This is a genomic window from Flexivirga sp. YIM B11880 (assembly GCF_058148645.1).
This window is the reverse complement of sequence record NZ_JBMAMH010000001.1, coordinates 161,513-174,606: the sequence shown is the minus strand read 5'-3', so window position 1 is coordinate 174,606 and position 13,094 is coordinate 161,513. Positions and strand designations below refer to the sequence as shown.

General features: G+C 69.4%; 13 protein-coding genes. 10 read left to right on the top strand and 3 right to left on the bottom strand.

All coding sequences use genetic code 11. The features are described from left to right. Positions 1 to 25 precede the first annotated feature (25 nt). Complete coding sequence (locus ACN8HC_RS00800) at positions 26 to 1,264, top strand: polysaccharide deacetylase family protein (RefSeq protein ID WP_490072964.1); 1,239 nt, start codon at positions 26 to 28, stop codon at positions 1,262 to 1,264. A 4-nt stretch (positions 1,265 to 1,268) separates the two neighbouring features. Here the strand turns inward: ACN8HC_RS00800 and ACN8HC_RS00795 are convergent, their stop codons facing one another. Both ACN8HC_RS00795 and ACN8HC_RS00790 read right to left on the bottom strand, forming a co-directional pair. Continuing rightward, on the bottom strand, positions 1,269 to 2,861 hold the full coding sequence (locus ACN8HC_RS00795) for a glycerol-3-phosphate dehydrogenase/oxidase (RefSeq protein WP_490072963.1): 1,593 nt from the start codon (positions 2,859 to 2,861) through the stop codon (positions 1,269 to 1,271). Beyond that, positions 2,858 to 3,439: a TetR/AcrR family transcriptional regulator gene (locus ACN8HC_RS00790; RefSeq protein WP_490072962.1), complete on the bottom strand. Its 582-nt coding sequence runs from the start codon at positions 3,437 to 3,439 to the stop codon at positions 2,858 to 2,860. The genes ACN8HC_RS00795 and ACN8HC_RS00790 overlap by 4 nt, the downstream gene beginning before the upstream one ends. Positions 3,440 to 3,503: 64 nt before the next feature. Between ACN8HC_RS00790 and ACN8HC_RS00785 the strand changes: the two genes are divergently transcribed. The 3 genes from ACN8HC_RS00785 (at position 3,504) to ACN8HC_RS00775 (ending at position 6,438) form a co-directional block, all read left to right on the top strand. After that, positions 3,504 to 5,078: an FAD-binding oxidoreductase gene (locus tag ACN8HC_RS00785; protein ID WP_490072961.1), complete on the top strand. Its 1,575-nt coding sequence runs from the start codon at positions 3,504 to 3,506 to the stop codon at positions 5,076 to 5,078. 143 nt (positions 5,079 to 5,221) lie between these two features. Next, positions 5,222 to 6,103, top strand: coding sequence for a diacylglycerol/lipid kinase family protein (locus tag ACN8HC_RS00780; RefSeq protein WP_490072960.1), 882 nt, complete (start codon positions 5,222 to 5,224; stop codon positions 6,101 to 6,103). Positions 6,104 to 6,135: 32 nt separating this feature from the next. Continuing rightward, positions 6,136 to 6,438, top strand: coding sequence for a DUF1330 domain-containing protein (locus ACN8HC_RS00775; protein ID WP_490072959.1), 303 nt, complete (start codon positions 6,136 to 6,138; stop codon positions 6,436 to 6,438). Between the two features lie 71 nt (positions 6,439 to 6,509). Here the strand turns inward: ACN8HC_RS00775 and ACN8HC_RS00770 are convergent, their stop codons facing one another. Continuing rightward, complete coding sequence (locus tag ACN8HC_RS00770) at positions 6,510 to 7,787, bottom strand: isochorismate synthase (RefSeq protein ID WP_490072958.1); 1,278 nt, start codon at positions 7,785 to 7,787, stop codon at positions 6,510 to 6,512. 63 nt (positions 7,788 to 7,850) lie between these two features. On the opposite strand from ACN8HC_RS00770, the gene ACN8HC_RS00765 reads away from it, so the two are divergent. The 6 genes from ACN8HC_RS00765 to ACN8HC_RS00740 all read left to right on the top strand — a co-directional run bounded on the left by ACN8HC_RS00765 (position 7,851) and on the right by ACN8HC_RS00740 (position 13,027). Then, positions 7,851 to 8,552, top strand: coding sequence for a demethylmenaquinone methyltransferase (locus ACN8HC_RS00765; protein ID WP_490072957.1), 702 nt, complete (start codon positions 7,851 to 7,853; stop codon positions 8,550 to 8,552). 100 nt (positions 8,553 to 8,652) lie between these two features. Further along, the gene (locus ACN8HC_RS00760; protein ID WP_490072956.1) at positions 8,653 to 9,966 is read left to right on the top strand and encodes a geranylgeranyl reductase family protein; all 1,314 of its coding nucleotides are present in this window, start codon (positions 8,653 to 8,655) and stop codon (positions 9,964 to 9,966) included. Between the two features lie 22 nt (positions 9,967 to 9,988). Next, positions 9,989 to 10,354 (top strand): NADH-quinone oxidoreductase subunit A, encoded by a 366-nt coding sequence (locus ACN8HC_RS00755; protein WP_490072955.1) that lies wholly within the window; start codon positions 9,989 to 9,991, stop codon positions 10,352 to 10,354. 14 nt (positions 10,355 to 10,368) lie between these two features. After that, positions 10,369 to 10,923, top strand: coding sequence for a NuoB/complex I 20 kDa subunit family protein (locus ACN8HC_RS00750; protein ID WP_490072954.1), 555 nt, complete (start codon positions 10,369 to 10,371; stop codon positions 10,921 to 10,923). Further along, positions 10,920 to 11,687, top strand: a complete 768-nt coding sequence (locus tag ACN8HC_RS00745) for an NADH-quinone oxidoreductase subunit C (protein ID WP_490072953.1) — start codon at positions 10,920 to 10,922, stop codon at positions 11,685 to 11,687. Before ACN8HC_RS00750 ends, ACN8HC_RS00745 begins: the two co-directional genes overlap by 4 nt. Beyond that, positions 11,684 to 13,027, top strand: coding sequence for an NADH-quinone oxidoreductase subunit D (locus ACN8HC_RS00740; RefSeq protein ID WP_490072952.1), 1,344 nt, complete (start codon positions 11,684 to 11,686; stop codon positions 13,025 to 13,027). Before ACN8HC_RS00745 ends, ACN8HC_RS00740 begins: the two co-directional genes overlap by 4 nt. Positions 13,028 to 13,094: the final 67 nt, after the last annotated feature.

Sequence of the window (13,094 nt, the reverse complement as noted above, 5' to 3'; positions counted from 1 at the left end):
AGAATCCCGGCGTGAGGGGTGGCAGATGGCAGTGACACGACGAGAGGCGCTGACGGTGGGGGCGGCAGGCGGCGCGGCCGCGGTCCTCGGTGCCTGCGGTGCGGGGCAGCAGGATCTGGACGGGGTGCCGCGGTCGGTCGGCTTCGTGCGTGCGGCCGGCAAGGGCAGCGCGAGCGCGACGCCGACGTTTGCGCCGCGGCTGATCGGTGACGGCTCCACCGCGGACACCGGCCCGCAGCCGCACCAGCCGACGCCGCGGCGGCTGCGTCCGGGGGAGGCGCCGCCACAGTTCGTCGTCATCTCCTGGGACGGGGCCGGCGAGGTCACGGGCCTCGACCTGTTGTCGCACTTCCGGCAGGTGGCCAAGGAGATCGGGGCATCGATGACCCTCTTCCTCTCCGGCATCTTCCTGTTGCCCCGGGACAAGAAGAACCTGTACCACCCGCCGCGGCATCCGGTCGGCGCCTCGGACATCGGCTACCTGACCGATCACGACATCCACGCGACGATCGACAACATCGGCAAGGCGTGGCTGGAGGGTCACGAGATCGGCACCCACTTCAACGGTCACTTCTGCGGTCCGACCGGCGTGCAGCAGTGGTCGCCGAGTGACTGGCGCAGCGAGATCGAGCAGGCGAAGTACTTCGTCGAACACTGGCGCACCACAACCGGTTTCACCGATCTGCCACCGCTGCCGTTCGACTACGATAAGGAGCTGATCGGCGGGCGCACACCCTGCCTCGAGGGCGCGGACAATCTGCGGGTCGCCGCGTCCAAGCTGGGCTGGCGCTACGACAGCAGCAAGACGGGCATCCAGATGTGGCCCAGCAAGGACCGAGGCCTGTGGGACTTGTCGATGCAGTCGATCCCGTTCGCCGGGCACAGCGGGCAGGTGATCTCGATGGACTACAACATCATGTTCAACCAGACGGGCGGTACGACGCAGGGTGCTCCGTCGAAGCGGGCGATGTGGCAGCAGCAGGCGATCGACACCTATCTCGCCGGTTTCCGCCGCGCCTACGACTCCAATCGGGCGCCGCTGATCATCGGCAACCACTTCGAGGGCTGGAACGGCGGCATCTACATGACCGCCGTCGAGCACGTCATGCGGACGATCGCGAAGCATCCGGACGCCCGCATCGTGTCCTTCCGGCAGCTGATCGACTGGATCGAGGCGCAGGACCCGGCCGTGCTGGCGAAGCTGCGCACGGTGCCGTATAGCGTCCAGCCGCCGGGCGGCTGGGCGACGTTCCTGGCGGCCTGAACGATCAACGCCTTTCTGCCTGGTATGCCGAAACGGCTTCCTGCGCAATGGCTTCCGCAACGTCGCGATCTGTCGCCACGAGGCCGACCCGCGTGCGCCGGTCGAGAAGGTCCGCCACGTCGAGTGCTCCTTCGTGGCGCAGGGCGAAGTCGAACTCCGCCGGCGTGGTGGGAATCTCGTCGCTGATCGGCTCGTTGCGGGACGGGTCGGCAGAGAGCACGCTCGGCGCGTCCCTGCCGTAGCGACGGACCAGGCGGTCGGGCGCGTCGAGCATCGCCAGCTGCGCGCGCGAATCCGCCCCGACCAGCGGTGTTTTCGCGGTCACGCACGGTCCTGCGCCGAGGCCGTGCGCGCGGCATACGGCATCGACTGCGTCCTCAGCCATCCGGCGGTAGGTCGTGAGCTTGCCGCCGACGACGGTGACCAGTCCGTCCGGCGCGGTGTGCACGGCGTGCCGACGGGAAAGGTCGGCCGTGCCACCCCGCGAAGTTCTCCGCTCGTGCCTCGCTCCGATACTTCGCGGGGACCCCGCCGTGTCCCCGTCTGCGTCCAGCAGGGGACGGAGGCCCGCGAAGCTGCCGACGACGTCGTCGCGAGTGAGGGCGCTGCGCAACACCGTGTTGATCGTGTCGAGCAGGAAGTCGATCTCGCGGTCCTCGGGCTGCGGCACGTCCGGCGGGGCGCCGTCGACCGGCTCGTCAGTCAGTCCGATGTAGGTCGTGCCGTCCAGCTGCGGCAGGGTGAAGACGAACCGGCCGAAATGGCCGGGAACCGGCGAATTCAGCACACAGTTCATCGATTTCAAGGTCGTGGAGCGGACCACCAGATGCGTGCCGCGCGAGGGGCGCAGCCGGACTGCTGGTGCCAGGCCGCCGGCCCAGACACCCGTCGCATTCACGACCGCCCGGGCCTTGAGGTCCGCCTGCTCGCCGGTGAGTTCGTCCCGGACCCGGGCACCGTCGCCGGTGCTGTGCAGCGCGCGGACCCGGGTCAGCACGCGTGCGCCATACAGCGCCGCGGTGCGGGCAATGGCGGTGACCAGCCGGGCGTCGTCGACCAGCTGACCGTCCCAGCCCAGGCTCGCGCCCACGAGCCCCTGCTCGCGCACGGCCGGCGCGACAGCGACCGCCTCGGCAGCCGACAGGCGACGCGGCCGCGGCAGCACCGCTCCCGGAGTCCGTGCGGCGCGTCGCAGCAGGTCACCACCGACGAATCCGCTCATGACCAGGGCACGTTCGCGCCGGCTGCCCGCCTCGAAGTGCGGCACCAGCCAGCGCGTTGCCCGGGTCAGATGCGGAGCGGTGCGGGTCATCAGGATGCCGCGTTCGACGGCACTCTCGTGCGCGATGCCGAGCTGACCGGACGCGAGGTAGCGCAGGCCGCCATGTGCGAGCTTCGAACTCCACCGCGAGGTCCCGAACGCCAGGTCGTGCGCGTCGATCGCGACGACGTCCAGGCCGCGCGTTGCGGCATCGAGGGCGACGCCGGCACCGGTGGCGCCGAGGCCGATCACCAGCAGGTCGACGACGCGGCCGTCGGTGGCCTCATCGAGTTCGCGGGACCGTCGTGCGGCGTTGAGCGAGGCCGACCCGGTCATCTCAGGTAGTCCCGGATCCCCGTGGCCAACTCGTTGAACAACGTGTGTTCGTCGATGTTTTCATCGGTCATCGTGGGGACCGCGAAGACGAAGCCGGTCGCCATGAGCAGCACCGAGCGGGACAACACGGTGATGTCCCCAGAGCGCACCCCTCCGGTGTTCTGGCCCTGCCGGATCGCCGCCGTGACCGACTCCACCATCGCGTCCTGGGTCCGCCCACGCCGCACCAGCAGGTAGGGGAGGAGCAGCTCCGGATCGACCTCGACGATCTTGCGGAACAACTCGCCCTGCCGGATCTCCCGCGCGACAGCAGTGACCGCGCGGGCGATGCCATCGGCATCCGGGCGTGGGCCGGCGTCGGCGAGTTTCGCACCCATGGTTGCCCATTCACGAGTCATCAGGTCGCCGATGAGTGCCGTCTTGTCCGGCCACCGGCGGTAGACCGACATACGGGAGACGCCGGCCCGACGCGCGACGTCGGTCATGGTGGTGCGCCGCCAGCCGACCGCGAGCAGGCAGTCCCGTGCAGCGGTCAGCAGGCGCTCGTCCTCGATCGTCGTGTTACGAAGTGTCGCCATGTGTCACACTGTAACAGTGGAGGCGCGTGAGCACGCGCGCTGCCAACCGAGCCTAGGAGCACAGATGCACTGGTCACGATGGGGCGATCCGGACCGGCAGGCGAGCTTGCCGGAAGGCGCGAGCGAGCTGATGGCGCTGGCGTTCGGAGACATTCAGCCTCGGACAAGTGTGGCCCTCGCAGACGTCGACCTGCCACCGACGCGGCTGGACCCGGAGGTCGTCGAGGAGCTTCGGCGTGAAGTCGGTGCCGGGAACGTCACGGTCGACGCGGTCGAGCGCGTGCATCACAGCCGCGGCAAGTCGACAGCCGACCTGCTGGCCGCCCGGGCCGGTGACTTCACGGATGCGCCCGACGCGGTGGTGCGCCCGGGCAGTGCGGCCGAGGTCGTGTCGGTGCTGGCGGTGTGTGCAGCACGGCGCGTGGCCGTGGTGCCGTATGGCGGAGGCACCTCGGTCGTCGGCGGCCTCGTGGCCGATCGTGCTGACCTGCAGGGCGTGGTCTCGCTCGACCTGCGACGCCTCGCCGCGATGCTCGACCTGGACGAGGTGTCCCGCACGGCAACCTTGCAGGCGGGGCTGCTCGGACCGGAGGCGGAAGCGGCACTCGGCGAGCGCGGTTACACGCTGGGCCACTTTCCGCAGTCGTTCGAGTTCGCCAGCATCGGTGGCTTCGCCGCCACCCGGTCGAGCGGGCAGTCGTCCGCGGGCTACGGCCGGTTCGACTCGATGGTGGTCTCCCTCACCGTCGCGACGGCGGCCGGGCTGTGGCATGTCGGCGGTGCTCCGGCCAGCGCGGCGGGACCCGATCTTCGGCAGCTGGTGCTCGGGTCGGAGGGGACGTTCGGGGTGATCACCGACGTCACGGTGATGGTGCGGCCGGTGCCGGAGGAGACGATCTACGAGACCTGGCGCTGGCCGTCGTTCGACGACGGAGCAGCCGCGATGCGCGCGCTCGTCCAGGAGGACCTCAGCCCCACCGTGCTGCGGTTGTCCGACGAGACCGAGACGTCGATCAACCTCAGTGACCCTTCGGCGATCGGTCTGTCCGGCGCCGGCGGCGCGCAGATGGTCTGCGGTTATGAGGGGACCCGGGATCGGGTCGCGCGGCGGCGCGCCGAGGTCGCCACGGTGTTGCGGGATGCCGGCGGTGCGTGTTCCGGCGTGCAGGGCGGCGAGGCGTGGGCAGCCGGGCGCTTCACGGCGCCATACCTCCGTGACGCGCTGCTCGACGAGGGGGTACTCGTGGAAACCCTTGAAACGGCGACGCTTTGGAGCAACCTGCCGCAGCTCTACACGGCGGTGAAGCACGCGGTGACCGCTGCTGCGTCCCAGCAGGGTGCCGATCCGCTGGTGCTCTGTCACATCTCGCACGTCTACCGTGCGGGCGCGTCGCTCTACTTCACCGTGGCGATGCGCGAGGCCGATGACGCTGCCGCCCAATGGATTCCGGTGAAACGCGCTGCGGGCGACGCGATCCGCGCGGCGGGCGGCACCATCAGCCATCACCACGCCGTCGGCCGCGACCACAAGCCGTGGCTGACCGACGAGATCGGCGCGTCAGGGGTGGGGGTCTTGCGCGCGGTCAAGCAGGCGCTGGATCCTGAGGGCATCATGAACCCCGGTGTCCTCATTCCATGATCACCCCACGAAGTTCTCCCCCGCTGCGTCACCCCACGAAGTTCTCCCCCGCTCCGCTCCTCCGATACTTCGCGGGGACCCCGACGCGCTCCTCCGATACTTCGCGGGGGCCCCGATTTCTTCTATCAGAGGATCCGTGAGCCTTGATCGCCGCTAAGTGCTTCCACGTCATTGCCAACCCGCTGTCCGGCGGTGGCCGAGCGGTCCACGTCGCCCGGGAGGTCGCGGCCGATCTCGGTGACGCCGGCGGCGCCGTACGCACCACCTTCTCGACGGGCATCGAAGCAGCGGACGGGCTGGTCAAGGACACTGCCGCCGCTGGCGAGACCTGCGTGGTGGTCGGTGGAGACGGCATGGTGAGCACCATGGCCGGACCGCTGCACCGTTACGGCGTCACCGCGGCCATCATCCCCAGCGGGCGCGGCAACGACTTCGCGCGCCAGCTCGGCATACCGGAGAACATCCACGACGCGACGCGGATCGCGGTCGGTGGCGCCGAGACGGCGGTGGACGCCATCGAGGCCGCTGACCGGGTCGTCGTGGGCAGCGTCTATGCCGGGGTCGACTCCCGGGTGTCGGAGCTGGTCAACTCCAGCTCCGGGCGCCTGCCCTCGACGGCGCAGTACCAGCTGGCCTCGGTGCGCGGGCTGCTGCACTTCACGCCGCGCCACTACCGGGTGCGGGTGGACGACCGGACCTTCGAATACCGCGGCTTCACCGCCATCGCCGCCAACTCCGGCTTCTACGGCAAGGGCATGCACATCGCGCCCGACGCCGACGTGCACGACGGGCTGCTCGACGTGGTGATGGTGGGGGCCGGCAGCAGGATGAAATTCGTCCGCGCCCTCCCGCAGCTCTACCGCGGGACCCATGTGCGCAACCCGGAGGTCACGACCACCCGCGGCTCACAGGTGCGCATCGAGGCCGACGACGTGGAGGCGTATGCCGACGGTGAGCCGCTCGCGGCCGCCCCGGTCACCGCGCGGGTGCTTCCCGGCGCACTGCGTCTGCTGTTGAATGGCTGAGCAGGTCACACCGACGAGAAGAGGCACATGCCATGGCTGCCAAGGGTTATTGGATTGCGCGTATGTCGGTTCACGACGACGCGCTCTACGCGCAGTACGTCGCGGCCGCCAGCCCTGTCTACAGCTCGTTCGGTGGCGTGCCGATCATCCGTGGTGGCAGGTTCGACATCAGCGAGGGCGAGTCGCGAGCGCGCAATGTGGTGATCGAGTTCCCGAGTTACCAGGCGGCGATGGACTGCTACAACTCACCGGAATATCAGGCCGCGCGCGAGCTGCGTTTCCAGGCAGCCGATGGTGAGGCCATCGTGATCGAGGGTGCGGAGCCGGCCGAGTAGGCGTCCCGCGGGTATGCCGAGCGCGCGCCCCACCGCGCGATGTGTCGAACGGAAGGCGGGGAACCGCTCCGTTATGCCGGGCGCACGCCGCAACCGAGCGCCTGACGCATGGGCACCAGCTTGGCGTCCGACTCGGCCAGCTCCGCGGCCGGTTCGGAGCCGGCCACGATGCCGCAACCAGCGAAAAGCCTGATCTGCGACGGTGTCGCCAGAGCGCCGCAGCGCAAGGCGATGCCCCATTCGCCGTCTCCGGCGGCGTCGAGCCAGCCGACCGGGCCGGCATACCGGCCACGATCCATCTGCTCCAGCTCGGCGATCAGGTCGCGCGCCGCCAGCGTCGGGGTGCCGCACACGGCGGCCGAGGGGTGCAGCGACTCGGCCAGCGCGAGCGACGAGACGTCCTCGTGCAGGACGCCGGCCACGTCGGTCGCGAGATGCATCACGTTGGGCAGGTGCAGCACGAAGGGCGATTCGGGCACGTTCATCGAGGAGCAGTGCGGCGACAGTGCGTCGGCCACGGACCGCACCGCGTACTCGTGCTCCTCCAGGTCCTTGCTGGACCGCGCGAGGGACGCCGCGAGCGCCAGATCGTGCTCGTCGTCGCCGGTCCGGCGGATGGTGCCGGCCAGCACGCGGGAGGTGACCAGGCCCTTCTGCCGGCGCACCAGCATTTCCGGGGTCGCGCCGATCAGGCCGTCCACGCTGTAGGTCCAGGTGTTGGGGTAGGCGTCGGACAGGTTGCGCAGCAGGTGCCGCGCGTCGATGTCGGTGGCCGCCCGGACCACGACGTCGCGGGCCATCACGACCTTGTCGAGCGCGCCCGACTGGATGCGCTCGACGGCCGCCGCCACCGCGCCGGCCCACTCGGTGCCGCTGAGCGCGCCGTCGCGAACCTCCTCGACCACGGGTGCCTCGGCCATGTGGCCACTGCCCAGACTCGGCGTCGCCGGCAGATGTGCTGCGGTGCCGACGGTCGTGATCCAGCAGACGCCGCGGTGCCGCCCGACGACGGTCTCCGGCACGTGCAGGACGCCGCCCGCGGGGGAGTCGGCGGCGAAGGCGAAGGATCCGACCGCGATGAGCCCGGACCCGGGCAGGTCGACTTCGGAGCGTACGACCGCGTCGCCGACGACTCCGCCCCACCATCGCTCGGCGTCGTCGAAGCGCCCGGTGCCGTGCGTCTGTATGGCGGCAGCCGTGCCCCACCCCACGAAACCGTCGCCGTCGCGCAACCAGCTGACCGGCGCGTCGGCGCCGGCCGGGATCAGTGAGACGAGATCGCCGGGATCCTGGATGCGCGTGGAGCGCACTACCAGCGCCGGGTGCAATTGCGGGAGTGGCAGCGTCACGAGCGGCCACCTTACGCCGACCGCCCATGGGGCCCGCGTTTCGGCATACGGGACAATACAAAGATGATTCGCGCCAGCCTGGACAAGCAGCCCCGCGACGTCGCCTCGATGTTCGACCAGGTCGCGGCCCGCTACGACCTCACCAATGACGTGTTGTCGATGGGGCAGGACCGTCGCTGGCGCAAGGCGGTCGTGGAGTCGCTCGGTGTCCGGCGCGGCGACCTGGTGCTCGACATCGCGGCCGGCACCGGCACCAGCAGCGAACCGTTCGACCGGCTCGGGGCCCGCGTCGTGCCGGCCGACTTCTCCCTCGGCATGTTGCGGCAGGGCAAGAACCGCCGCCCGGACCTGGCGTTCACCGCCGCCGACGCGACGCAGCTGCCGTTCGCCGACGCGGTGTTCGACGCCGTCACAATGTCGTTCGGCTTCCGCAACGTGCACTCCACCCAGGAGGCGCTGCGCGAGTTCCGCCGGGTCACCAAGCCCGGCGGCCGGCTGCTGATCTGCGAGTTCTCGACGCCGAGCAACCCGGCGTTCCGGAAGCTCTACAGCGAATACCTCATGTCGGCGCTGCCGCGGGTCGCCCGGCGGGTCGGCTCCAACGCCGAGTCCTACGTCTATCTGGCCGAGTCGATCCAGGCCTGGCCGGACCAGGCGGGCGTCGCGCGGCTGCTGCAGGACGCCGGCTGGGGCGACGTCGAATGGCGCAACCTCACCGGCGGCATCGTCGCCCTGCACCGGGCCACCAAACCGGCACGATGGTGAGCCACCCCTCTTAGGTTCGCCTAAGTAGGTATGGCGACTCGGCTGGGAATACAGTGCATGGGTTAGTGAAGACGTTCACAAGCTAGAAAGATTCACCCGAGTGAGCCTCCCTGGCCTTACGCCTGCCCCGGACGAGACCGCCGATGTCATCATCGTCGGCGCCGGCCCCGGGGGATCCGCCACAGCCGCATACCTCGCGATGGCCGGGCTCGACGTCCTGCTCCTCGAGAAGACACACTTCCCCCGCGAGAAGGTCTGCGGTGACGGACTCACCCCGCGCGCGGTGCGCGAGCTGATCACGCTCGGCGTGCCGACGCCCGAGCAGGACGGCTGGATCAAGAACAAGGGCCTGCGCATCATCGGCGGCGGCATGCGGTTGCAGCTGGACTGGCCCGATGTCGCGAGCTTCCCGCCATACGGGCTGGTCCGCACTCGGCAGGACTTCGACGACATCCTCGCCAAGCACGCCGTGAAGTATGGCGCGCGCCTGCGCGAGGGCATCAACGTCAGCGGCGCGATCACCGACGAGCGCACCGGCGCGATCATCGGTGTCGAGGCCAAGGAGATGGGCGAGAACGACCGCCCCACCGGCCGCACGCGCAGCTACCGCGCGCCGCTGGTGATCGCCGCCGACGGCAACTCCTCCCGGCTCTCGCTGGCGATGGGCCGGGACAAGCGCGACGACCGCCCGATGGGTGTGGCGGTCCGGGCCTACTACACCAGTCCCCGGCACGACGACGACTACCTGGAGTCCTGGCTGGAGCTCTGGTCCACCGACAAGAGCGGCAAGCGCGTGCTGCTGCCCGGTTACGGCTGGATCTTCGGCGTCGGCGACGGCACCAGCAACGTCGGCCTCGGGATCCTCAACACGTCCAGCGCCTTCGGCAAGACCGACTACAAGGACGTGATGCGCCGCTGGGTCGAGACGATGCCCGAGGAGTGGACCTACAACGAGGAGACGATCCGCGGGCCGATCCGCGGCGCCGCGCTCCCGATGGGCTTCAACCGGCAGCCGCACTACGCCGACGGACTGCTGCTGGTGGGTGACGCCGGCGGCATGGTCAACCCGTTCAACGGGGAGGGCATCGCCTACGCCATGGAGTCCGGGCGACTGGCGGCCGAGGTCATCGCGCAGGCGTTCGGGCGCGCGGACGACGCGGGCCGCGAGCGGGTGCTGCAGTCCTACCCGCGGGTGATGAAGGACGCGCTGGGCGGCTACTTCACCGTCGGCCGCTACTTCGCGCAGCTGATCGGGCACCCGGAGATCATGCGATTCGCCGTGCGCTACGGACTGCCGCGCAAGACGATGATGCAACTCTTGTTGAAGATCATGGCCAACCTCGGCGACGAACACGGTGGCAAGCTCGACGATCGCGTGATGTCGTTGTTGTCAAAGGTGGTGCCGGCCGCATGACCGTTCGAAAGGACGCACAAGCATGAACTACTCCTACGCGCCGCTGCTGTTCTTCGCGGGGATCGGTGCCGCCTTCGCGATCTTCTCCGTGGTCGGTGCCAGCACGATGGCCGGCCCGAAGCGCTACAACCGCGCCAAGGCGGACGCCTACGAGTGCGGCATCCAGCCGAGCCCGCACGCCGAGGGCGGCGGCCGGGTGCCGATCAAGTACTACCTGACGGCGATGCTGTTCATCATCTTCGACATCGAGTCGGTGTTCCTCTACCCGTTCGCGGTCTCGTTCGACCGGATGGGCCTGTTCGCCCTCATCGAGATGGTGCTGTTCGTCGCGACCGTGTTCGTCGCCTACGCCTTCGTATGGCGCCGCGGCGGACTTGAGTGGGATTGAGGACCGGGTCAGACATGGGAATCGAAGAGAAACTGCCGGCCGGCTTTCTGCTGAGCACCGTCGAGCAGGTCGCCGGCTACATGCGCAAGAGCTCGGTGTGGCCGGCGACGTTCGGCCTGGCCTGCTGCGCCATCGAGATGATGGCGGTCGGCACGCCGGACTACGACATCGCGCGGTTCGGCATGGAGCGCTTCAGCGCCACCCCGCGGCAGGCCGACCTGATGATCGTCGCCGGGCGGGTGAGCCAGAAGATGGCGCCGGTCGTCCGGCAGGTCTACGACCAGATGCCGGAGCCCAAGTGGGTCATCTCGATGGGTGTCTGCGCGAGCTCGGGCGGCATGTTCAACAACTACGCGATCGTGCAGGGCGTGGATCACGTCATACCGGTCGACATCTACCTGCCCGGCTGCCCGCCGCGGCCGGAGATGCTGCTCAACGCGATCCTCGAGCTACACAAGCAGATCCAGGACACCAAGCTCGGCGTCAACCGGGTCGAGGCCGCCCGTGCGGCCGAGCGGGCCGCGCTCGAAGCGGCGCCGACGCACCAGATGAAGGGGCTGTTGGCATGACGGCCGAGGATCAGAACAAGGGTCCGGACCGGCGCAGTGCCGAGCCGACGACGACCGACGCGGTGACCCCGGGCGAGCTGGTGGAGCGGACCGCGGGGGACCCGATCAAGATCGGCGAACGCAAGGGCATGTTCGGCTCGTCGCTGGGCAACGACACCAGCGGGTATGGCGGGCTGGAGCGGCCGGTGCTCTTCCCGGGAGCGGCCGGCCGGCCCTACGGCGGCTACTTCGACGCGGTCGCCGACGCGCTCGAGGCGGCGCTCGCCGAGCGGGGCAGCAGCTTCGAGGCCGCGGTGGAGCGGGTCGTCGTGGACCGCGGCGAGCTGACGCTCTACGTTCCGCGCGAGCAGCTGCCACAGGTGGCGGAGCTCCTGCGGGACGAGCCGGCGCTGCGCTTCGAGCAGTGCCTGAGCGTGAGCGGCGTGCACTACCCGCAGCAGACCGGGCGTGAGCTGCACGCGGTCTACCACTTCTTCTCGATCACCAACGGCAGCAGGCGAGTCCGCGTCGAGGTCACCGCACCCGATGCCGACCCGCACATCCCGTCGATCGTCCCGACCTACCCCGGTGTCGACTGGCACGAGCGGGAGACCTGGGACATGTTCGGCATCATCTTCGACGGTCATCCGGCATTGACCCGCATCCTGATGCCGGACGACTGGCCCGGTCACCCGCAGCGCAAGGACTACCCGCTGGGCGGCATACCGGTGGAATACAAGGGAGCCACGGTGCCCCCGCCGAGCGATCGGAGGTCGTACAAGTGACCAGCTCCACGGACGCCTACGGCGCCACCACCCACGACGTCGATGAAGACACCCCGGTCCTCAACGCGGTCGGCGGCGACTGGGACGACCTGGTCGACGAGGCCGCGGCGCTCGGCGAGGAGCGGATCGTCGTCAACATGGGCCCGCAGCACCCGTCGACGCACGGCGTGCTCCGGCTCATCCTCGAGCTCGACGGTGAGACGGTCACCGAGGCCCGCGCCGGCATCGGCTACCTGCACACCGGCATCGAGAAGAACATGGAGTTCCGCACCTGGACGCAGGGCGTGACCTTCTGCACCCGCATGGACTACGTCATGCCGCTGTTCAACGAGGCGGCATACTGCCTGTCCGTCGAGCGGCTGCTCGGCATCACCGACCAGATCCCCACGCGGGCGCAGGCGATCCGGGTGCTGATGATGGAGCTCAACCGGGTCGCGTCGCACCTGGTCTGCATCGCCACCGGCGGTATGGAGATGGGCGCGACCACGGTCATGACCATCGGCTTCCGGGAGCGCGAGCGGATCCTGCGGATCTTCGAGGCGATCAGCGGTCTGCGGATGAACAACGCCTACATCCGTCCCGGCGGGGTCGCCGTCGACCTGCCGGCCGGCACGATCGACCAGGTGCGCGAGAACGTCCCGCTGATCCGGGACGGCATCGGCGAGCTGGAGGCGCTGCTCAACGAGAACCCCGTGCTCAAGGGCCGCATGTGCGACGTCGGCTACCTCGACCTCACCGGCTGTATGGCGCTGGGCATCACCGGTCCGGTCCTGCGTTCGACCGGCCTCCCGCACGACCTGCGCAAGGCCGAGCCCTACTGCGGCTACGAGAAGTACGACTTCGACGTGATCACCTGGGACAGCTGTGACGCCTACGGCCGTTACCGGGTGCGCATCAACGAGATGTACCAGTCGTTGCGCATCGTGGACCAGGTAATCAAGGAGCTCGACGAGAACCCCGGACCGGTGATGGTCGCGGACAAGAAGATCGCCTGGCCGGCCCAGCTGGCCGTCGGCTCGGACGGCCAGGGCAACAGCCTGGACCACATCCGGGAGATCATGGGCGAGTCGATGGAGTCGCTGATCCACCACTTCAAGCTGGTGACCGAGGGCTTCCGGGTCCCGCCGGGTCAGGCCTACGTCGGCATCGAGAGCCCGAAGGGCGAGCTCGGCTGCCACGCGGTGTCGGACGGCAGCACGCGTCCTTACCGGGCGCACTTCCGGGACCCGTCGTTCAACAACCTGCAGGCGGTCGCCGCGATGGCCGAGGGCGGCTCGGTCGCCGACGTCATCGTGGCCGTCGCGAGTATCGACCCGGTGATGGGTGGAGTGGACCGATGATGAGCCCCGACCGAGGCGAGGACACGAGCGAGGCACGAGTGAGGCCCGCAGGCGAGGCCAGAGGGGC

What these genes read in the sequence shown, in the direction of transcription:
- ACN8HC_RS00755 (WP_490072955.1), top strand. Translation starts at nt 9,989, where the DNA reads ATGAACTACTCCTACGCGCCGCTGCTGTTCTTCGCGGGGATCGGTGCC.
- ACN8HC_RS00790 (WP_490072962.1), bottom strand. Translation starts at nt 3,439, where the DNA reads ATGGCGACACTTCGTAACACGACGATCGAGGACGAGCGCCTGCTGACC.
- ACN8HC_RS00750 (WP_490072954.1), top strand. Translation starts at nt 10,369, where the DNA reads ATGGGAATCGAAGAGAAACTGCCGGCCGGCTTTCTGCTGAGCACCGTC.
- ACN8HC_RS00745 (WP_490072953.1), top strand. Translation starts at nt 10,920, where the DNA reads ATGACGGCCGAGGATCAGAACAAGGGTCCGGACCGGCGCAGTGCCGAG.
- ACN8HC_RS00800 (WP_490072964.1), top strand. Translation starts at nt 26, where the DNA reads ATGGCAGTGACACGACGAGAGGCGCTGACGGTGGGGGCGGCAGGCGGC.
- ACN8HC_RS00775 (WP_490072959.1), top strand. Translation starts at nt 6,136, where the DNA reads ATGGCTGCCAAGGGTTATTGGATTGCGCGTATGTCGGTTCACGACGAC.
- ACN8HC_RS00795 (WP_490072963.1), bottom strand. Translation starts at nt 2,861, where the DNA reads ATGACCGGGTCGGCCTCGCTCAACGCCGCACGACGGTCCCGCGAACTC.
- ACN8HC_RS00785 (WP_490072961.1), top strand. Translation starts at nt 3,504, where the DNA reads ATGCACTGGTCACGATGGGGCGATCCGGACCGGCAGGCGAGCTTGCCG.
- ACN8HC_RS00765 (WP_490072957.1), top strand. Translation starts at nt 7,851, where the DNA reads ATGATTCGCGCCAGCCTGGACAAGCAGCCCCGCGACGTCGCCTCGATG.